Origin of the sequence: Macellibacteroides sp., assembly GCF_050251695.1 — a bacterium.
Taxonomy (GTDB): domain Bacteria; phylum Bacteroidota; class Bacteroidia; order Bacteroidales; family Tannerellaceae; genus Macellibacteroides; species Macellibacteroides fermentans.
Window position 1 is genome coordinate 24,365 of record NZ_JBFWMI010000017.1, and the last position, 19,651, is coordinate 44,015.

The window sequence follows — 19,651 nt, forward strand, 5'->3', positions numbered from 1 at the left end:
AGATGAAATATTATAGTACAAACAGACTGGCTCCTCTTGCCACCTTAGAAGAGGCGGTAGTTAAAGGACTGGCAGGCGACAAGGGTCTGTATATGCCAGAAAAGATAAAGGCATTACCATCATCTTTCTTCGAAAAAATGAAGGATATGTCTTTTCAGGAAATTTCATACGTAGTTGCCGATGCCTTTTTTGGCGAAGATGTAGATGCCGATACCTTGAAACAAATTGTATACGACACCCTACCCTTTGATGCTCCGGTGGTGCATGTAAACAATTCTATTTATAGTCTGGAGTTATATCACGGCCCCACGCTTGCATTTAAAGACGTAGGTGGCAGATTTATGGCCCGTCTGTTAGGTCATTTTATACGTAAACAAGGTAAGAAAGAGGTCAACGTATTGGTTGCCACCTCGGGAGATACCGGAAGTGCCGTTGCCAATGGCTTTTTAGGTGTACCGGGTATCCATGTGTATGTATTATACCCCAAAGGGAAAGTCAGCCCCATTCAGGAATGCCAGTTCACCACTTTGGGTCAGAATATTACAGCCCTGGAAATTGAAGGAACATTCGACGACTGCCAGGCACTCGTAAAATCGGCTTTCATGGACAAGGAGCTGAATGCCCACATGCAACTGACATCGGCTAACTCCATTAATGTGGCACGTTTCCTGCCACAGGCATTCTACTACTTTTATGCCTATGCACAACTGGCTAAGATGGGTAAGGCAGATAACCTTGTATTCTGTGTTCCGAGTGGTAACTTTGGAAATATAACAGCCGGACTATTTGGAATGCGGATGGGATTACCTGTTAAACGTTTTATTGCAGCCAACAATCGGAACGATGTATTTCTGCAGTATCTGCAAACAGGTATCTATACCCCTCGTCCCTCGGTGACTACCATAGCCAATGCCATGGATGTAGGCGACCCCAGTAATTTTGCCCGTATACTGGATCTGTACGGAAATTCACACGAAGCCGTCTGTGAAAAAATCAGCGGATGCATGTATACAGATGAAGAAATAGCCGAGACAGTAAAGTCAACCTTTACAGAAACCGGTTATTTGCTGGATCCTCACGGAGCTTGTGGATACCGCGCCCTGAAGGAGCAACTAAAAGAGGGGGAAACCGGTGTTTTCCTGGAAACAGCACATCCGGCCAAATTCAAAGATACTGTAGAGGCTATCATTGGAACATCGATCGACATTCCTGTCAAATTGCAGGAGTTTATGAAGGGAACCAAACAAAGCATCGGATTGCAGAAGGATTTTGAAGGATTCAAAAGCTTTTTGATGAATTGCTGAACCGCCTCGCTGGGGTTCCTAAACGTAATATAACGATGGATTTATGAGTATTCGTTTAGTAGAACATAAAGTTGTTTCTAGAACCAGCAACAGTTTGTATGTAGAGCTTGCAGCTTGTAGAAGCTGCTGTAGTTTATAGAACATACTGTAGCTTCCAGAGAATACAGGATTTTGTAGAACATACCGTAACTTCTAAAGCATAAAGTAGTTTCAAAAGTATGCAGCAGTTTGTAAACGAGTAGATTGCACAACATGCAGCAGTTTGTGGAACATACTGTAGCTTCCAGAGAATACAGATTTTTGTAGAATATACCGTAACTTCTAAAGCATAAAGTAGTTTCAAAAGTATGCAGCAGTTTGTAAACGAGTAGATTGCACAACATGCAGCAGTTTGTAGAACGTAGCAGTTTGTGGAACGTGCAGTAGAGAGATCTGTAAATTACAGTATAAAGAATATATCGAAAATAGGAAAAGGAGTCCGGTATTTGCACCGAACTCCTTTTTTATTACGTACTTAGTATCAATCTGATTTAGGAAGCCATTTTCCATAAAGCTCTCTTTTCTTGAGAGATTACGCCTTCTTATTTTACTTCCAGCACAATCACCTGGTCAGGATCTTCTGCTGTGGGAGCAATTGTCGGCAAAGTAAGCACCTTCTTTTTGAAGCTAAACTTCACGGGCGAACCATCCTTTAATAAAGTTACCTTTGTTATTTTCTTGTAAGGAAAATCGGTAAGCACAATTTCGGGTTGTGTACCTTGCAATATATGCACATATACCTTACCAGGTTTTGTGGTGAGGCATCCCCAAGGCTGTGGACGAATATATCCGCCTTCGGTATTGTAAATACTTTCTCCGTATATTTTAATCCAGTCACCTATTTCATTGAAAACATGGACAAATTCGGGCTGCATTTCGCCGTTAGGCAACGGACCTATATTCAGGAGCAGATTACCCCCGTTTCCGGCCGATTTTACAAGCAAACCAACCACTTCTGCCTTCGATTTAAAAGAGCTGTCGGTTATAGAATACCCCCAGGTATTGTTTATGGTAGCACAAGTTTCAAGTGGCAAATGAGAAATGGTCTGGAAACTCAATCCCTTCGTATTTTCGCCCGGCACATCTTGCTCGAACATTTGGAAATCCTCGCCGGCAAGAGGTGACATATGATGGTTGTTCCCAATCAGACAACCCGGCTGCAAAGCATGAATGTGATCATAAATTTCACGCATGTGCCAATTTACAAAGACATCCGAATCCTTACGAGTCTCACTTTCTACCGGCATCTGATCCCAATAACCATCAAACCATATTCCTCCAATCGGACCATAATTGGTAAGCAGCTCGCTCAGCTGGTTTTTCATAAACTGGATGTAATCTTCCCAATTACCTTTCACTGTACGCCCCGTACCCTGACCTGTCCGGCCTGTCCACCACGAATAATCGTCGCGGCGCCAATCCAGAATAGAATAATAGAGGAAAAGTTTCATATCCTGTTTACGGCACTCCTCGGCCAACTCTTTCAGAACATCCCTTTTAAAATGGGTATTCATTATATTAAAATCGGAATACCGGGTATTCCAAAGGCTGAAACCATCGTGATGACGGGTAACAAACGTAATATACTTCATCCCGGCCCGTTTGGCATCCGCCACCCACCTGGCCGCATCAAAATCTACCGGATTAAAACTTTTGGTAAGCAACGAATAATCCTTGATCTTTATGTTTTTATTATTCATCACCCATTCGCCATCCCCCAGCAGACTGAAAAGTCCCCAGTGAACAAACATACCGAATTTAGCATTTTTGAACCATTCGCGGGATTGCATATTCGCATCGGATGGTGTATAGGGTTGAACCGGAGGTTGAGGGACAACGGGCGACTGCGCAAATAGAGAGGCACTCAATGCCAAAAGCGTCAAGCTAGTCACAATAATTTTCTTCATGATTAAAAATATAATATGGATACTAAAAGAACAAAAATAAACAATCCCGGAGAAATTCGGGTCGAATTTTCCGGGATAAATAATAAAAGGCAGATAATACTTAGTCTACCGCCCACTGTTTCATTTCATACATATCAAGATACTCATCCCATTCCGGATCCACTTCCGTATATATTTCGATTGGTAATAATTCAAAAGATTCCAATGCTTCATTGAGACGTTCACCAAATACACGCACCGTACGGGTATAGAATATCCAGGTCTTCTCTCCACCACCGGTATATACACCCGTAAGAATTGCCAGCTTATCCTTTTCCATCGCTTTCGCCATAGCCTCTTGTACACTTTCCATTTTCTCGGCTAATTCGTCCGAAGGCATCCCTTTCTCGTCGCCTTCAAACTTCCACGAAATTTCCACTCTCTCCTTAAACTTACCCGACTTTACAAATTCGGTCAGCTCTTCTCTACCACAAACCGTGACAAGCTGCCCTTTTTCGTCTTCCGAAAGTGCAGTAAACCATTCCTTACTTAGTCTCATATCCTTAATGTATTAATTTTCGTATTTTTCTTCAAAGATAGTTTACAACACGAACTATCCGTACTTATCACATAAAAAAAGAGTGTGTTATACAGCTTATTCATTTTTTCGTCCCTTCAACCAGAGCTGATACGAATTTATGGAATTCTGCCACAACACATAAGCTGCTGGAGCTATGGACGCAATCGGATTTAAATACACCTGAGCCATCCAGATGGCAAGGATTGTATTCTTCTGTCCCAGACCTTGTCCTGACGACACCGGATCTCCATACGTTTTACCCAAACGCCTGCCCAATAGAAATTGACCTACACAGATTACAAGCGAAACCACAGCCAATCCAATCTCAACGGTATAATCGGGATCTTGCTGCTCTACCAGAAACCTTACAGTACTACCCGTAACGATAGTAAGCGCCACAGCCCACAAATAAAAAGACAATTTATGAACGCTAAGTATCCTGGCATGCAGCTTAGGCAGAAATGCTCGTAAAGACCAGGCGAATACTAAAGGAAGAATAAGCAGCGGACCAACCTGGCGGCAGATAAAAAGAAAAGATTCGAAGAATGGCATCTCACTCTGGCTCCCCATAAAAGAAAACAAAACGGGAGCCATTATCGCCACTCCAATGTTGCATAACAACACATAGTTAGTCAGAAATGCCACACTCCCCCCTAACATACCTGTAATAACAGCCGCCGATGTGGCGGTTGGAGCCAGCACACAGATAAGCGCGCCCTGGGCCACCACCGGATCATACAGGTATACCAACCCATACACAACGACACAACCAACCAACTGAATAAGCAATAGCCATTTATGAAGCGGATGTAATCGCATCTCACGGGGCGACAACTTACAAAACGTAAGCAATAGCATCGTAAAAATAAGATACGGTGTAAGGAAAGAAATATAACCGACCAACCGGTAAGAAAGAGCTCCCGTAAGCATGGCAAGTGGAAGCATCCAGTCCTTTATAAATTTAAGCACGATACCTATATATTAAAAACCAGTACAAAGGAACGGTTTATATAGTAAAGTAACAAACGAAATTCCACAAAATAACATCTTCCGGCTTTGCCGGAAGATGTTAACAACGAATTATCAAGTGTCTATAAAAAATCAATACAGATACCCATTAATATGCAGATTCTAATCATACATCGCAAATGCGGATACATTTTTCAAGGGAAGCAATAGGATCGGCCTGTTTGGGGACAAACTCCTGTCCTACAAAACCTTTATAACCGGTCTTCACAATCGCCTGCATGATAGCCGGATAATAAAGCTCCTGAGTTTCATCAATCTCATTTCTACCAGGATTTCCTCCGGTATGTATATGTGAAAAGAAAGAATGATAACGGTTTATGTTCTCAATGATATTACCCTCCATAATCTGCATATGATAAATATCATACAACAGTTTAAAATTGGGAGAACCCAAGCGACGGCATAATTCAACACCCCATACTGTATGATCGCACAAATAATCCTTATGCCCTACACTGTTAAGCAGCTCCATAGTAAGTACCACATTGTGTTTCTCGGCTATAGGGAGTATGCGTTTCAATCCTTTCTCGCAATTCTCCCACCCCTGAAGATCGGTAACCCCGTTCCGTTTACCTGCAAAACAAATCAGGTTGGTTAGTCCGGCTGCTGCTACCTGCGGTATAACCTCTTCGTAGCTTTTAACCAGTTCATCGTGCAATGAAGGATCGTTAAATGCCCGGTCAATTCCTAAACCGGCTCCCTGCGCCATAGCCACCGTGAGTCCGTTTTGCTGCACGATGGGCCAATCTTTCGGATCCAGCAGCTCTACAGATTCAATTCCTATGCGTTTACAGATTTTACAGAATTCATCCAGATCATAATTCCCGAAACACCATTTGCTCACAGAGTGACGGATATTGCCTTTCAGGGGAGCAGGGACATTCTTTTTTGATTGTTTTGACTGTGCTGAAACACCCGATACTGCCAAAGCCGCACCACCTGCCAATACCGTTTTAATGGCTGTACGCCTGTTTATGTTCTTCATATAGATTGTAAATATGATTAAAAATCAAATATAGTATTTTTATCTTTTCTAAACCTTAAGCTTTATATTAATCTTCATTAATCCCCAGGCAATTGCCAGAATAAGGAAAGAGTAGACAACCGATCTAAGCAATCCCGGCAAACCTGAGGTAAGCACCTCCGGATACGAAACCTGCAGCAGCGACTGCAAACTATACCATACATAGGGTATAATATAACAGGTTAGCGTAACCTTGCCTGCCGGAGCGAGCAGCTTAAACCAACCGCTTTTACCCAATACGTCCGTTAGCAGATATATAAATGCGAATAAAGGGAAGAAGATTGAGCAGCAATAAAAAAACCAGGTGGGAGTTGCCTGTAATTTTGATATTATCCAGAAGTTGTGCGATACCACTCCCGCAATCAGCATCCCGATTCCAATCTGCAGGAAGAGCAGTAAAAAGCAATTGGGCCGTTCAGGATTTGCAAATCGCTGCATCAGGATGGATGCAACAACGCCAGTAAGACCAAAGGCATGCAGGGTAGCTTCACTGGGCAGATACTGAATAAAACCAATCGTACTGAACAGACCTGCTTCCGAACATACCGAGCAACCCAACATCAGCCCTAAAGCTATCAGATTCAACGTCAGATCGGACCTTATTAAAAGATATATGGAGGCACACACCAGGTAAGTCCACCCGATAAGCCCCAATATACCCCACCACTGTGGCGAAAAAGAGGACCCATTCACGCCGCGGTAGCGATAAAACAGGTATACTAATATGGCAACACCTAACAGCTTCATTGCCGCAAACAACCATTTTCTTAAACCGGAAACCTTGGGATAAACACTCCAGACAAGGAAAAACGCCAATACCATAAGGATAGAAAACCAGGGCTTTGATATACCGGTTGCCGTGGCATCAATGGTATCCCGGTTAACGGTAAAAAGCCCCATCACCAACAATGCAACCGTACGCCAGAAAATATGGACAGCCACCTGCCCCGTAGTATTACCCTTCTTGAAGCGGTTTTCAATGGCAAACGGAACAGCCATTCCCATAGCAAATAAAAACCCCGGAAATATTGTATCGGAAAAACCCAGCATATCTTCATGTTCCGTAGCATGCAATAACCAATGCGGGATATCCCTCAACCCGGGAATATCATTTACAAAAAGCATCAGGAACATGGTAAGTGCACGGAATATGTCTAACGCCTCCACGCGCAGCATCTTTATATTATTCATAAACAGATCGTATATTTAAGGATAACTGAGATGGCAACAAAGATAAATGAATTACCCAGATAAGCAAACATAAAATAAAAAAACACCGCACTTTATACAACAGTGCGGTGTTTTAAGTATCTATACCAACAGCCTAAAAGGCTGCCGGATCAGCGTAAAGGAATATACTGAACAAAGGCCTCGATAGCTTCGTAAGATGCAAGTCCGAGGTCGTTGTAAAGTTCGGCAGTTGCACGGTTACGATCTTCGGCACGTTGCCAGAACAAACGCTCGTCGTCACCAAGGAACGGAGCACTTTCCATCTGCGACTGATGTTTCAGGATCGAGTTACGTTTAAAGCGTAATTCTTCCGGACTGATTGGAACGGCCATTTCAACGTGGTCCATTTCCCATTCTGCCCAGGCACCGCGGTACATCCATACACGGCAATTCTTCATCCATTCTTCATCTTTCACATCATCGATGGCAGCCAGGATAGCATCCAGACATACCTTGTGTGTTCCGTGAGGATCGGCTAAGTCGCCTGCCACGAACATCTGATCGGGCTGAATCTTTTCGATAAGCGCCTTTACAATGTCCTTATCGGCTTCACCCAGGTCGTTCTTCTTTACCAGACCGGTTTCGTAGAAAGGTAAGTCAAGGAAATGCACATTCTCATCCTTAACACCTGTATAACGACAAGCTGTACGTGCCTCTTCGCGACGAATAGTACCCTTCATGAAAAGTACATCCGGTTTTTCTTTTTCGCCTTCCACCTTCTCGTGAAGCAGGTAATGCTTTATCTCGTCGGCTTTCTTCAGAACAGGATCATCTTTCGAAGCATACTTCTCGCAAACATTGTGCAGGTAAGAAACGTAACGGATTACCTCTTCGTCGCCAACGGCAATATTACCCGAAGTCTGGTATGCCACATGTACATCATGATTCTGAACACAAAGACGGCGTAAAGTTCCACCCATGGAAATTACATCATCATCGGGATGCGGACTAAACACAATCACCTTCTTAGGATACGGATTCGCTCTTTCAGGACGGTTGCTGTCGTCTGCATTGGGTTTACCACCCGGCCATCCGGTGATAGTATGCTGCAGATCATTGAAGATCTTTATGTTTACATTGTAAGCAGAACCGTAAATACCAAGCAGTTCGCCCAAGCCGTGTTCGCTGTAATCTTTATTTGTAAGTTTCAGGATCGGTTTTTTGGTAAGCTGGCACAACCATACAATGGCACGTCTTATCAGCTTATTGTCCCAATCGCAATTTGTAACCAACCAGGGATGGCTGATACGGGTAAGGTTGTAGGCAGCAGACAGGTCGATCACCACCTTCGCATTATCGTGATTCTGCAAGAAAGTAGCCGGAATCGTATCGCTTAATTTACCTTCAACCGTATTGAAAATGTTTGCAGCTTTATCTTCACCCCATGCCATTAAGATAATGTGCTTCGACTTCAGTATGGTAGAAATACCCATTGTGATAACGCTGGTGGGCACATTGTCGATAGAGTTGAACATACGGGAAGCCTCCTTCCGGGAATTGTTGTCCATAAAAACCAGACGAGTTGTGGTATTGGCACTCGAACCCGGACCGTTAAAGCCGATATTGCAAGCATATCCTACACCCAACAACATATAGTCTATTCCCCCTACCTGTTGAATCTGACGTTCATAGTTACGGCAGAATTCGTAGATATTATCCTTTTCCATGAAACCGTCTGGCGAAAAGATATTGGCCGGATCGATATCTACATGGTCGAGAAGAGCCTCTTTTAATTGAGAAAGATTGCTGAATGCGGCAGATGTCAACGGATAAAATTCGTACACGTTGAACACTTTAACATTCCGGAAGCTCAATCCTTCTTCCTTATGCATCCGAACCAAATTACGATAAACACTGATCGGAGAGCGTCCGCCTGAAAGTCCCAACACCAGCTTTTCGCCGGCAGCTTGTTTCTTACGGATCTCCGTTGCAATCTCTGTAGCAATGGCTAATGCACCTTTGTCGGCCGATTCGTAAATATTCGTCGAAATTTTCTCGAAACGGGTCAAGACAGAATGCTCATAGGCGTTATCAGGACGATAGAACCGCTCAGGGATGCGGGTCAACGTAATTTGAGAACTAAGGTTTGTTTTCATTATTATTCTGATTTAGTACAACATATATATCATAAACGTTTAAGCTGCAAATATAACCTTTTCTGAACGTACCTCAAATAACTTTTTTAATAAAAAGATGAAACATCAAGGTATTCTTTATTTATTTTAAAATCTTTTTCACGATTTCAGGTCTTCCAGCTCTTGTATACAACAACTCCAAAGGTCCATTGTTTCGGACAACTCCTTTTTTATGGCACCATATTTTGCATATAAGGCTGTATCTGCAGAGCCTTCGGGCGTTGCAAGCATGGATTCCAGTTGGGCCTGTTCGGCTTCCAGCCGTTCTATTTTTGCTTCCGCTTCGGCAACCGACTTTTCAGCTTTTTTCAATGCCCTGTTTTGTTCCTTACGTGATTCGTACGACATTTTACTCTGCGAGGGCTGGTCGTCTGTTTCCATGTTTTTTTGTACTGCGGATGTTGCTTTTTCAAGCTCCTGCAGGTTATCCATCTTCTTCCGGTTCAGGAATTCATAAATACCACCCAGATGCTCTGTCACCCGCTGGTTGCCAAACTCATACACCTTATCCACCAGTCCGTCAAGGAATTCGCGGTCGTGCGACACCAGAATCACCGTTCCATCAAATTCGCGCAAGGCATCTTTCAGCACATCTTTCGATCGCATGTCCAAATGGTTCGTGGGCTCATCGAGTATCAGCAAATTAACCGGTTCCAGCAACAGGCGTATCATGGCCAGGCGGCTTCGCTCACCCCCCGACAATACCTCCACTTTCTTGTCCGACGCTTCGCCTCCAAACATAAAAGCACCTAAGATATCCCTTATTTTGGTACGTATATCTCCCTGGGCCACATAATCGATGGTGTCGAATACCGTAAGTTTATCGTCCAGCAACTGAGCCTGATTCTGGGCAAAGTAACCGATCTTCACATTGTGACCGAGCTGCAGCTTGCCTTCAAAATCAATCTCACCCATGATGCATTTTACCAATGTAGACTTACCCTCACCGTTTTTACCTACAAAGGCCACTTTATCGCCCCGGTTGATAGTTAATGTTGCATGTTCGAAGATAAGGTGATCGCCATATCGTTTGGCAACGTCTTCCATAATAACCGGATACGAACCCGATCGGGGTGCCGGTGGAAACTTAAGGTTCAGCATAGCTGTATCCACTTCATCCACCTCAATCCGGTCAATTTTTTCGAGCTGTTTGATACGCGATTGTACCTGAACCGATTTGGTTGCCTTGTAACGGAACCGCTCAATAAAGGCTTCCGTATCCTGAAGCTTTTTCTGTTGATTCTCAAATGCCCGCATCTGTTGCTCCCTCCGCTCTTCGCGCAGCACTACATAATGAGAGTAATTTACCTTATAGTCGTATATCTTACCAAGCGAGATCTCGATTGTACGGAAAGTAGTGGCATCAATAAAGGCCCGGTCGTGCGAAACCAGTATAACCGCATTGGCACGGGTAGCCAGAAAGTTCTCAAGCCACTGAATGGATTCAATATCAAGGTGATTGGTAGGCTCATCCAGTAATAATACGTCGGGCTGACGAAGCAACAATTTAGCCAGCTCGATACGCATACGCCATCCACCGCTGAATTCGGAGGTAAGCCGTTCGAAATCGTCGCGCACAAAACCGAGTCCCATCAGGGTGCGTTCCAGTTCGGCCTGATAAGAGTTTCCCCCCATCATCTGGAAATGTTCGGTAAGGTGCGTCACCTTGTCTATCAGGTCGTGATACGACTCCGATTCATAGTCGGTACGTTCGGCCAACTCTAAAGTAAGCCGCTCCAGTTGTTTTTCAAGTTGATGTATCTGGTCGAAGGCCTGTTCTGCCTCTTCGCGTACCGTACGTGTATCCGTAAGCTGCATTTGCTGAGGAAGATACCCGATGGTAAGTTCTTTGGGAACGCTAATGTTTCCTGCAGTAGGCGATTGCAATCCCGCAAAGATTTTAAGCATGGTGGATTTACCGGCTCCGTTTTTACCAACCAAGGCAATCCTGTCTTTCTTGTTAACAACAAACGAAACATCATCAAAAAGTGTAAAACCACCAAACTCTACTGTAAGTCCTTCAACCGATATCATAATTCATTATTTATGACAGCAAAGATACAACAGATTAGGGGTTCTTTACAAACTTTTCGAGCAATAACAGCAGTTCGCTGTTTAACGGAAGGGAAGGATCCGAATAGGTAGCAAGCTGAGCCTGCTGTTCCATAACGCTACAATCTTTAAGAACATGATTCATATCAGCTATCAGAAATAATCCGGCTTTGGGTGCAGCCTGCTTTAAAAGTTCGGCATCAGCCCAGGGAACTTGTATGTCGGTCTTCCCCTGAACAATCATCACCGGCATCTCCAGTGTACCTATTATTTCGAGAGGATTGTACTTGTAACACGAAATAAGATACGGCTGAACCGATGTTCTGAACAGAGCCTGCAGACCCAACGGAACCTGGGGGTAAAATTTCCCGTTCCGAAGTGAGTCGTTTATAGCTACCACCCGGTCTTTCAACTCCTGAGGCAAAGCCGACAGCTGCGATTCGATCAGCTTGTCCATCGGTTTACCGGGTCCGGCTACCGAAACAAACCCTTTTACTTTTGCATTGGTACGGCATGCCACCATCCCAATAAGTGCCCCTTCGCTATGACCAAGCACATATGTATCCTTAAAACGCCGGTCGCCCGCCAGTTTATCTATCCACAGACGTACATCGTTTACGTAATCGTCGAAACGTAACGAAAACTCATCTTTGGCAGCAGCGGCACTGGATGCAATCCCCCTTTTATCAAAACGTACGGTGGCAATCCCTTTTTGGGCCAAACCTTCAGCTATCAGCTTCAGGGTATTGGGCTGTATACCCAACTGCATACTGTTTCCATTCATATCCGTTGGTCCGGATCCGGCAATCAGCAACACAACGGGATACCCCTCTCCTATTCCTGGACTCATCATCATGCCCCGGATAATTCCCTGGGGTGTTTGCAAACTATACTCTCTGTCGTTTGGATTTGTAACAGTCTGTGCCTTCACAAAATGAGAACCAAGCAGAATAAAAAGACAAAGTGTTATGACAAAACGGACATTTCTCATTCTTTTTGTTTTAAATAGATTTACATCGATGTAAATTTATCATTTTTATTGAGCATTATAGCTTTTACAAACAAAATGTTTTTAACTTCGCCACATATATACTAACATCTATTAGTCATGAAAAGGAAAAGTTCAACTCTATTGCTTGCTACCGTGCTAGGTGGCAGCGTTATGTTTTCGTCTTGTATTGGTTCATTTGGCCTTACTAACAAGTTGTTGGCATGGAACCAGACAATCGACAGTAAATTCGTAAACGAATTGGTTTTTATTGCGTTTTGCATTGTACCCGTATATCCTATATCTGCTATGGCGGATCTGATCGTAATCAATTCAATTGAGTTCTGGTCGGGCGAAAATCCTGTGGCCGACACCGGCAAGGTTAAAACCATTGAAGGTAAAGACGGTATTTACACAGTTGAGACAAAAGCGGATGGTTACCAGATTAAAAAGGAAGGCGACGATAAGACCGTAGATCTTATTTTTGACAAAGCCGACAAAACCTGGAGTGTAGAAAGTGATGGCGAAACTGCCAAGCTTCTTAAATTTACGGAAGACGACAAAGTGGTAATGTATCTTCCCGACGGAAAAGAGATGAATGTTGAATTAAATCAGGCAGGTGTACTTGCTTTCAGACAGATTGCAGACAACTACAATTTCTTTGCTGCCCGCTGATAAATTCATCCGGATATGTATATTGAAGACCTCTGTTTTAAACGGAGGTCTTTTTTTGGTCCTAATACCTGCTTATTCAGATTTATTATAAATTGTTTAACATGTTTTATAGCTAAAACTCTTGACAAATAAATGCATTCCCGTATCTTTGCAACGTGGTTTTTTCATAATAGTATTAGATTTAAGGTTAACAAAGTTTGGTTAGGGGATGTCGGGATGACATCCTTTAATTGTTTATAGACGGTTCATCTTCCAAATAAAACCGATTTATTGCAAAACAATCTGTTATCTATCATTATTCGGCTCTATCCTTTTAATTTACAAAGAGATATAAAATGACAGATCAAAAAATTGATCTGTCATCAACTATCATCTGTCATCCGCACGAAAGTGCCTAGATGCACAATATTCAAGCTAAAAGTTACTTCTTAATGAAAGTTTTGGGGAATTCTGTTTGCTGAATGATACGATTCCCTCTTAGACGGATCCAGCTTTTAAATGCAGCTTCACCTTCTTGCAGGGTAATGACGCGTGCGCCGTTTTCAATGTTGATGTAGGTAGTTTTACCACCGGTAAAGCGTCCGTACACCAAAGCAATACCATCCAACCAGGCAATGTAGTCGTTATCATGGTCGTGACCAACAAATGTACCCATTACATCGCCCGACTCCAGCATGGCGGTGAACATTCCCGAATTCACTTTCGGATTGCATTCGTCTTCAAAACGTAAACCAATGGCGCGGGTATTATAAGCTTTGTTATATTCGGGCAGGGCAATATGGAAAAAGGCCAGGGCTGGCAACGGTTTGCCTCCATTTTGTTTGGTAAAGTCTGCACTTTGGTTTCTGTACCAATTAACCTGGTCTTGCGAGAACCAGCCATATCCTTCCACAGCTTTTATTTTACTGTACGAACGCGAGTCCATGCAATACAACACAGCCGCTGTTTTATTTCCGGCAGCACTCTTGATGGGTAACGTATAATTTCCGTATCCGGATACATTATCCGTTGTATCCTTAAACAAGCTCTTAGGGTACGAAGCTACCAAGCGGGCAACCTGAGCACGCGAAAGATCCTGCTCGTCGTCGTGATTACCCAATGTTACAGCAAAAGGAATGCCTCTTTTACTAACAGCCTCTGTAACCACATCCCAGCCATTTTTGGCAGGAGCCTCTGTAACTATATCACCTGTAAATATTACCAGATCCGGTTTCTCGGCATCCAGGGTTTCGTTTATAACTACCAGAGCCTCTTTAGACTCAGGTTTTGAAACGCAATAATGCACATCTGTAAACTGAACGATCTTAAAACTTCCATCCTTACGAAAGGACAATTGTTGCGCCTGTAGTCCGGACACAGCAAACAAGGACAGGATAGCCACACAAAATAAACCGGTTTTTCTTGAAAAGTTATTCATGATACTATATATTAGAGTTATTGTGAATACCGCCAGAAAAGAGTTGCTTTACCGGCAATTCACTCATAATATACAAACATAAAACATTTTCCACCTATTCGTATTACGTTAATAATAAAAAAAGAGGATAAACAAGACATTTGCCTGTTTACCCTCTTTGTGTGTATTATTTATAAAAACTGTAGTAACAACTCTCTGCTAACAGAGAATTTGTTTCAGCTTTATATTAATAAGACCGCTTAGGTGTAGCTTCCTTCAATACCATCTGACGGCCTTGATATTCTGCACCATCCAATTCTTTGATTGCATTGATAGCTTCAGCCTCGATTGGCATTTCTACAAATGCAAATCCTTTAGATCTGTTAGTATCGCGGTCAATAATTAATTTTGCTGAATCAACTGTACCATAGTCTTCCATAACTTGTCTTAAATCCGATTCCTTAACTGTGTAGCTAAGATTGCCAATGTAAATGTTCATAAAAAAACGATATAAAATAAATAATTAATAAAATAAACAATTAAGTTTGGGGAAAGATCAATTTCTGCAATAATTTTCTCGGGATGAGAAAGATAAATCGGAGAGAGAGAGCAATATAAACCTTCTTTTGTTTGTCTTGCACAAAGAACGACATATAATTCCGATATCCAACTATACTTTCCTGTTTATTTTCAAATAAATAAGATTTTATTGAAAATCAGCCACTTTAAAGCATTACAATTAACGCTTGTTCACTAAAACAGACTCAATAGTCACTTCCAATCTGTTTAATCATGCGCAATTTTTCCTTTTGCCAAAACCTGCAATTTTACCGTTGTATTCCAATTTCGTACTGTAACCGACTTATAAAAAGGTAAAGAAACAATCTTACTCAGGTAACTTTTACCGGCTTCGCTTATTAGGCGGGAAAAATAGATTGCTTTATTTCCGGAATTTAATTGGTCCACTCCTTGTCTTATTGGAATAAGCTTTTCAATGTCATCCGCATCAAGTAATCCATCTAAATAAATCACATCATATCGGTATAGATCGGGAGAAGATCCAAAACCTTGGGGAGCAGAAGAAATAATTGAGTCAACCTCTTGGGATGTAAATAAGAAAACACCCGATTGATATCCAAAATTCTCTTTTAAAGCCTGAGCTATTCCATCGGACAGAAGCTTGCGGTCTGTTTGAGTCGTTGTAAACAATACGTTACCACTTTGAATATACGTCTCAACATCCTCCATCAATCCGGTGCGGGATAAAACCTCTTTTAAGTCAGCCATCCGGATAATCTGATTACCGCCCACATTAATTCCTCTTAAAAGCAAAACATAGACCGTTGGCTTCATCTCTTGTCTTTTTTCTTCTTTAGTATTTTATCATTGTTTTCTGCTACACGAAACAAAACAATCCGAGTAATCAGATCCAATGGAATAGCTTTATCAAAAGGAAATTGAATCGTTCCTTTCGAGATATTGAATGCTGACAAGTCCTCTTTAAATGCTTCAATTGCGGATGGTCCGGGATAAAACCCGATGTGTTTCTTATGACAGGCAAACTGCACCAATATTCCATTTTTACGGAAAGAAGGCATCCCCCAACTGATTGTTTCTTCCACATCCGGCACAATCCGTTTTATTTCTGTCCGCATCATCTGCATGCTTACCCGGGCTTCCTCCGGAAACCGACTCAGGTAGTCGTCTATATTCTGAATTACATCCATTGCTATATTTTTTTGATCAACAACAAAACGGATTAATCAACAATCAATTAACCATTCTGACTAATTAATTTCAGAGAATTCTTATTTAAGATTTCAATACGCTTACCTACCACATGTATAATACCGTCCTTATCAAACTCGGATAAAATTCGACTTATGGTTTCCCGGCTTGTATCAACCAGATTACCCATTTCTGATTGAGTTATAGGGAGTGTAAACGTATCCGATTCAAAAAGCTGATCGGCCATTTCAATCAGAACATCGGCTACATTTCCTCTGGTCTGCTTTTGAGTTCGGTTTGCACAACGACGATAAGACTCCAGCTGCTGCTGGCATAAATCTAAAATGATGTCGTAGGCAAAAGAATCATTTTCTTTAAGCAGGTAACGAAATACTTCCATATCAATAAAACAGACTTCCGCCTTTGTGATTGCCGTAATGGAGTACTGATTTATTTTATTACCAAAAGTTGTAGGCAGTCCCAGATACGAAGGTGCTTTTACCAAACAAACAATTTGTTCGTGAGTTGGGCCCGTTAGGTGAAGTTTTACCATCCCCGAGCGAAGAAATGCCACATTGGTAGAATAAGTACCCTGTTTTATAATAGCATCACCTCTTGCAAATTGAACGGTTGCATGATTTGCATTCAATTTGTCGAAGCTACCTTTCTGAAGTACTCCTGTAGCCTGAACATTAAACGGACAATTAACACATTCTGTTTTCATATTACAAAGATAATTTATGTGATTCATATCACAAAATAATATGCACTCATTCACACAATATTTTCATTTACACACAATTAGAACGTATATATTTGCAATCAAGAAATATATTCTACTAAAAACTATTCAATATGGAAGACATTAAAAATTCGGAGGTACAATACCTTAAAGAACAGATTGAAACTTTGAACAAAAGAATCTCTGTACTTGAAAACGCGCGTAAAGATCAATTATCCATTGCTGTTGTTTCCGGAGATCTGGACAAGATTCTGGCGGCAATGATCATATCTATCGCTGCAGCAGCAATGGATACGAAGGTAAAGCTGTTCTTTTCTTTCTGGGCACTGTCGGCTTTACGCGACCCCAATAAACATCCCAAGGGAAAAGATGTGGTGTCTAAAATGTTCGGGATGATGCTTCCGAATGGTAAAAACAAACTTGCCCTGTCGCGTATGAACATGATGGGAATGGGGCCCATGATGATCCACGGATTGATGAAAAAACAAAACGTAATGTCTCTCGAACAGATGTTCAAGGAGGCAGCAGATCTGGAAATAGAAATTGTAGTGTGCGAAATGTCAATGAATCTGATGGGATTCAAGAAAGAAGAGATTATAGACTATCCACATTTAACATACGCAGGTGCGGCAACGTTTGTAACTGATGCCGGAGAAAGCAGCATGCAACTTTTCATTTGATGTGAGTTGAAACAAAAAATAGAATTATTAATCTGCCTTCAGAAACAAAGCTGGAAGCATAAACAAAATTATCATGACAAACGACGAATTAAAAGGTCTGAGTGTAGCTAAAACAATTGATGCAAGAGGAACAGCATGTCCGGGACCGCTATTAGAAGCTAAAAAAGCAATTGGAACAGTAAGTGCAGGGGAAGTAATGGAAATACTCTCGGCTGATGAAGGTACAAAACAAGACATTCCCAAATGGTGCACAAAGCAAGGGCACGAATATCTCGGGTTCGTTGAAGAAAACGGGTACTTCAAAGTATATATGAAAAAAAAGTAACTATCCTTTATGAATGAGATAAACAAAAAGAGTGCAAAAATATTGGTGTTCTCCACCGATAAGATTTCAGATCCTGCCATTGATATGGCAGGATTACTGAAATTGCACTATCCTCCTACAGTATATACGATTACCGTACCCTGTTCGAGCGGCATAAAACCCTCGTGGATTCTTTATGCCTACGAGAAAGGATTTGACGGTGTATTTATTGCTGCCGACGGTAGTGATTGTGTATATGGCGAAAGTTGTACCGAAAAGACAGGGAAACTGGTTGGCAAAGCACACGAGCTAATGAAAGAACGTGCAATTGATCCGGCGCGGCTCAGAATGGCAGCGATTTGTTCTGTTTGCAGTGAATCTTTTGTAAAACAAATCCGAAGTTTCAACGAATACTTATTAAAAAGCTTACCTGCCTGATGAAACATATAAATGAACAGCAGTACGATGCATTGGTTATAGGAGCCGGTATTGCCGGAGGCGAGGCAGCATTGAATTTGGCCAACACCGGATATAAAGTCCTACTGGTTGAAAAGGAGTTGTCTGTGGGTGGTAAAATGATCTTGCTGAGTAAAGTTTTCCCCACGTTGGATTGTGCCGCCTGCATAACCACCCCTAAAGTATCGGAGATATCAAGGCATCCAAATATAAAGGTGCTAACCGGAAGTGAGGTACGTAATATACAAAAAACCAAAGAGGATGATTTCAAAGTAAACGTGCTCCAAAAGCCTCGTTACGTGCACATTGAAGATTGTACAGCCTGCCAGTTATGTGAAAAAGCATGTCCGGTGAGCGTCAAAGATCAATTCCAATTCGGACTTATTGGTAGAAAAGCTGCTTTTATTCCTTTTAGCATCTGTAATCCAAAGGCTGCGGCAATCGATATAGAGAACTGTACGCTGTGCGGAGCCTGCGAAAGGGCATGTCCTACACATTGTATCGATTTTACCATGGAGCCCGTAGAGATGGAACTACAGATCAAAACAATAGTGATTGCAACTGGATTCAATTTATTTGATCCTAAAAGAATGCCGAGATACGGTTTCGGTGAATTCAAAAATGTAATTACAGCTCAACAAATGGAGAGAGAGCTGGCTCCAACCCGACCGTATAACACAATTCTTCGCCCCGGGGACGGAAAGGTTCCGGATAGGATTGCCTATGTTCTATGCGTTGGATCAAGAGATGCTTCTGTAGGGAATCCGGTCTGTTCGCAGATATGCTGCATGTATTCTATTAAACAGGCACAATTGCTCATGGGGGCTTTACCTATGGCAGATGTAACCATCTACTACATCAACATCCGCTCTTTCGGTAAAGGATTCGAAGAATTTTATCAACAGGCAAAAGGTATGGGAGTTAATTTTGTAAAGGGTAAAATTGGACGGATAACAGAGAAAGAAGGTGGAGACCTGATTCTTCGATACGAAGATATCAATGAAGGGAAAGTGATGGAGGCCGAACACGACATGGTGATCCTGTCCACCGGAGTATTACCCAACAAAGATGCCAGTCAGCTATTTGAGACTGAAAAATTACAATTGGATCAGTTCAGTTTCATTGGGCAGGCAGATCCCTATGGAAGCCCTTCAAAAACAAATATCGAGGGTGTATTTGTAGCAGGTACGGCAATCGGCCCGATGGATATACCCGATTCAATCTTATCTGCAGGAGCAGCATCCTCCGAAGCAATCAGTTTTTTAATTCAACACGTATGAAAAAGAAAAAATTAGGAGTATACATTTGTCACTGCGGCGGCAATATTTCCGATTATGTAGATGTAGAAAAGGTACGTCAGGCCGTGGAAGGAGTAGATCTGGTTGTATTGTCTAAAACAACCA

At 42.1% G+C, this 19,651-nt stretch carries 19 protein-coding genes; 6 read left to right on the plus strand and 13 right to left on the minus strand.

Annotation, left to right across the window (positions count from 1 at the left end; genetic code table 11):
• Positions 1–2 precede the first annotated feature (2 nt).
• Complete coding sequence (gene thrC / locus AB7E53_RS04335) at positions 3–1,304, plus strand: threonine synthase (RefSeq protein WP_446774372.1); 1,302 nt, start codon at positions 3–5, stop codon at positions 1,302–1,304.
• Positions 1,305–1,885: 581 nt separating this feature from the next.
• Here the strand turns inward: thrC and AB7E53_RS04340 are convergent.
• The 8 genes from AB7E53_RS04340 to AB7E53_RS04375 all read right to left on the minus strand — a co-directional run bounded on the left by AB7E53_RS04340 (position 1,886) and on the right by AB7E53_RS04375 (position 12,270).
• Positions 1,886–3,250, minus strand: coding sequence for an alpha-L-fucosidase (locus AB7E53_RS04340; RefSeq protein WP_446774374.1), 1,365 nt, complete (start codon positions 3,248–3,250; stop codon positions 1,886–1,888).
• 100 nt (positions 3,251–3,350) lie between these two features.
• Entirely contained in the window at positions 3,351–3,788 is a 438-nt protein-coding gene (locus AB7E53_RS04345) for a DUF695 domain-containing protein (RefSeq protein ID WP_068178682.1), read from the minus strand.
• 96 nt (positions 3,789–3,884) lie between these two features.
• On the minus strand, positions 3,885–4,778 hold the full coding sequence (locus AB7E53_RS04350; protein WP_371688750.1) for a bile acid:sodium symporter family protein: 894 nt from the start codon (positions 4,776–4,778) through the stop codon (positions 3,885–3,887).
• Positions 4,779–4,944: 166 nt separating this feature from the next.
• Positions 4,945–5,823 carry a hydroxypyruvate isomerase family protein gene (locus AB7E53_RS04355; RefSeq protein ID WP_068178689.1) on the minus strand — a complete coding sequence of 293 codons (879 nt, stop codon included), beginning with the start codon at positions 5,821–5,823 and terminating at the stop codon, positions 4,945–4,947.
• A 48-nt stretch (positions 5,824–5,871) separates the two neighbouring features.
• Positions 5,872–7,053, minus strand: a complete 1,182-nt coding sequence (locus AB7E53_RS04360) for a DUF5009 domain-containing protein (RefSeq protein ID WP_446774376.1) — start codon at positions 7,051–7,053, stop codon at positions 5,872–5,874.
• Positions 7,054–7,202: 149 nt separating this feature from the next.
• The gene (locus AB7E53_RS04365; protein ID WP_446774378.1) at positions 7,203–9,188 is read right to left on the minus strand and encodes a glucosamine-6-phosphate deaminase; all 1,986 of its coding nucleotides are present in this window, start codon (positions 9,186–9,188) and stop codon (positions 7,203–7,205) included.
• A gap of 138 nt (positions 9,189–9,326) precedes the next feature.
• A complete protein-coding gene (locus AB7E53_RS04370) occupies positions 9,327–11,261 on the minus strand; it encodes an ABC-F family ATP-binding cassette domain-containing protein (RefSeq protein ID WP_421467737.1) in 1,935 nt (644 codons plus the stop codon).
• A gap of 34 nt (positions 11,262–11,295) precedes the next feature.
• A complete protein-coding gene (locus tag AB7E53_RS04375; protein ID WP_446774380.1) occupies positions 11,296–12,270 on the minus strand; it encodes an alpha/beta hydrolase in 975 nt (324 codons plus the stop codon).
• A gap of 117 nt (positions 12,271–12,387) precedes the next feature.
• Here AB7E53_RS04375 and AB7E53_RS04380 point away from each other — a divergent pair, with 117 nt between their 5' ends.
• Positions 12,388–12,942 (plus strand): DUF3332 domain-containing protein, encoded by a 555-nt coding sequence (locus AB7E53_RS04380; RefSeq protein ID WP_068178703.1) that lies wholly within the window; start codon positions 12,388–12,390, stop codon positions 12,940–12,942.
• Between the two features lie 421 nt (positions 12,943–13,363).
• On the opposite strand, the gene AB7E53_RS04385 is transcribed toward AB7E53_RS04380, so the two are convergent.
• The 5 genes from AB7E53_RS04385 to AB7E53_RS04405 form a co-directional block, all read right to left on the minus strand.
• Entirely contained in the window at positions 13,364–14,359 is a 996-nt protein-coding gene (locus AB7E53_RS04385) for a metallophosphoesterase family protein (RefSeq protein ID WP_446774382.1), read from the minus strand.
• A 226-nt stretch (positions 14,360–14,585) separates the two neighbouring features.
• Positions 14,586–14,837 carry an RNA recognition motif domain-containing protein gene (locus AB7E53_RS04390; RefSeq protein WP_079681803.1) on the minus strand — a complete coding sequence of 84 codons (252 nt, stop codon included), beginning with the start codon at positions 14,835–14,837 and terminating at the stop codon, positions 14,586–14,588.
• A gap of 287 nt (positions 14,838–15,124) precedes the next feature.
• Entirely contained in the window at positions 15,125–15,691 is a 567-nt protein-coding gene (locus AB7E53_RS04395; RefSeq protein ID WP_446774383.1) for a DUF1697 domain-containing protein, read from the minus strand.
• The gene (locus AB7E53_RS04400) at positions 15,688–16,065 is read right to left on the minus strand and encodes an iron chaperone (RefSeq protein ID WP_446774385.1); all 378 of its coding nucleotides are present in this window, start codon (positions 16,063–16,065) and stop codon (positions 15,688–15,690) included. The genes AB7E53_RS04395 and AB7E53_RS04400 overlap by 4 nt, the downstream gene beginning before the upstream one ends.
• Positions 16,066–16,112: 47 nt before the next feature.
• A complete protein-coding gene (locus AB7E53_RS04405; RefSeq protein WP_446771616.1) occupies positions 16,113–16,790 on the minus strand; it encodes a Crp/Fnr family transcriptional regulator in 678 nt (225 codons plus the stop codon).
• Positions 16,791–16,921: 131 nt separating this feature from the next.
• On the opposite strand from AB7E53_RS04405, the gene AB7E53_RS04410 reads away from it, so the two are divergent.
• The 4 genes from AB7E53_RS04410 (at position 16,922) to AB7E53_RS04425 (ending at position 19,528) form a co-directional block, all read left to right on the plus strand.
• A complete protein-coding gene (locus AB7E53_RS04410) occupies positions 16,922–17,488 on the plus strand; it encodes a DsrE/DsrF/DrsH-like family protein (protein ID WP_446771617.1) in 567 nt (188 codons plus the stop codon).
• A 73-nt stretch (positions 17,489–17,561) separates the two neighbouring features.
• On the plus strand, positions 17,562–17,813 hold the full coding sequence (locus tag AB7E53_RS04415; RefSeq protein WP_446771618.1) for a sulfurtransferase TusA family protein: 252 nt from the start codon (positions 17,562–17,564) through the stop codon (positions 17,811–17,813).
• A 9-nt stretch (positions 17,814–17,822) separates the two neighbouring features.
• Positions 17,823–18,230: a hydrogenase iron-sulfur subunit gene (locus tag AB7E53_RS04420; protein WP_446771619.1), complete on the plus strand. Its 408-nt coding sequence runs from the start codon at positions 17,823–17,825 to the stop codon at positions 18,228–18,230.
• On the plus strand, positions 18,230–19,528 hold the full coding sequence (locus AB7E53_RS04425; protein WP_446774388.1) for an FAD-dependent oxidoreductase: 1,299 nt from the start codon (positions 18,230–18,232) through the stop codon (positions 19,526–19,528). Before AB7E53_RS04420 ends, AB7E53_RS04425 begins: the two co-directional genes overlap by 1 nt.
• Positions 19,529–19,651 lie beyond the last annotated feature (123 nt).

Bases quoted from the DNA above. Each gene is read 5' to 3' on its own strand.
- thrC (WP_446774372.1), top strand. From the start codon at position 3: ATGAAATATTATAGTACAAACAGACTGGCTCCTCTTGCCACCTTAGAA.
- AB7E53_RS04340 (WP_446774374.1), bottom strand. From the start codon at position 3,250: ATGAAGAAAATTATTGTGACTAGCTTGACGCTTTTGGCATTGAGTGCC.
- AB7E53_RS04345 (WP_068178682.1), bottom strand. From the start codon at position 3,788: ATGAGACTAAGTAAGGAATGGTTTACTGCACTTTCGGAAGACGAAAAA.
- AB7E53_RS04355 (WP_068178689.1), bottom strand. From the start codon at position 5,823: ATGAAGAACATAAACAGGCGTACAGCCATTAAAACGGTATTGGCAGGT.
- AB7E53_RS04360 (WP_446774376.1), bottom strand. From the start codon at position 7,053: ATGAATAATATAAAGATGCTGCGCGTGGAGGCGTTAGACATATTCCGT.
- AB7E53_RS04365 (WP_446774378.1), bottom strand. From the start codon at position 9,188: ATGAAAACAAACCTTAGTTCTCAAATTACGTTGACCCGCATCCCTGAG.
- AB7E53_RS04370 (WP_421467737.1), bottom strand. From the start codon at position 11,261: ATGATATCGGTTGAAGGACTTACAGTAGAGTTTGGTGGTTTTACACTT.
- AB7E53_RS04375 (WP_446774380.1), bottom strand. From the start codon at position 12,270: ATGAGAAATGTCCGTTTTGTCATAACACTTTGTCTTTTTATTCTGCTT.
- AB7E53_RS04380 (WP_068178703.1), top strand. From the start codon at position 12,388: ATGAAAAGGAAAAGTTCAACTCTATTGCTTGCTACCGTGCTAGGTGGC.
- AB7E53_RS04385 (WP_446774382.1), bottom strand. From the start codon at position 14,359: ATGAATAACTTTTCAAGAAAAACCGGTTTATTTTGTGTGGCTATCCTG.
- AB7E53_RS04390 (WP_079681803.1), bottom strand. From the start codon at position 14,837: ATGAACATTTACATTGGCAATCTTAGCTACACAGTTAAGGAATCGGAT.
- AB7E53_RS04395 (WP_446774383.1), bottom strand. From the start codon at position 15,691: ATGAAGCCAACGGTCTATGTTTTGCTTTTAAGAGGAATTAATGTGGGC.
- AB7E53_RS04400 (WP_446774385.1), bottom strand. From the start codon at position 16,065: ATGGATGTAATTCAGAATATAGACGACTACCTGAGTCGGTTTCCGGAG.
- AB7E53_RS04405 (WP_446771616.1), bottom strand. From the start codon at position 16,790: ATGAAAACAGAATGTGTTAATTGTCCGTTTAATGTTCAGGCTACAGGA.
- AB7E53_RS04410 (WP_446771617.1), top strand. From the start codon at position 16,922: ATGGAAGACATTAAAAATTCGGAGGTACAATACCTTAAAGAACAGATT.
- AB7E53_RS04415 (WP_446771618.1), top strand. From the start codon at position 17,562: ATGACAAACGACGAATTAAAAGGTCTGAGTGTAGCTAAAACAATTGAT.
- AB7E53_RS04420 (WP_446771619.1), top strand. From the start codon at position 17,823: ATGAATGAGATAAACAAAAAGAGTGCAAAAATATTGGTGTTCTCCACC.
- AB7E53_RS04425 (WP_446774388.1), top strand. From the start codon at position 18,230: ATGAAACATATAAATGAACAGCAGTACGATGCATTGGTTATAGGAGCC.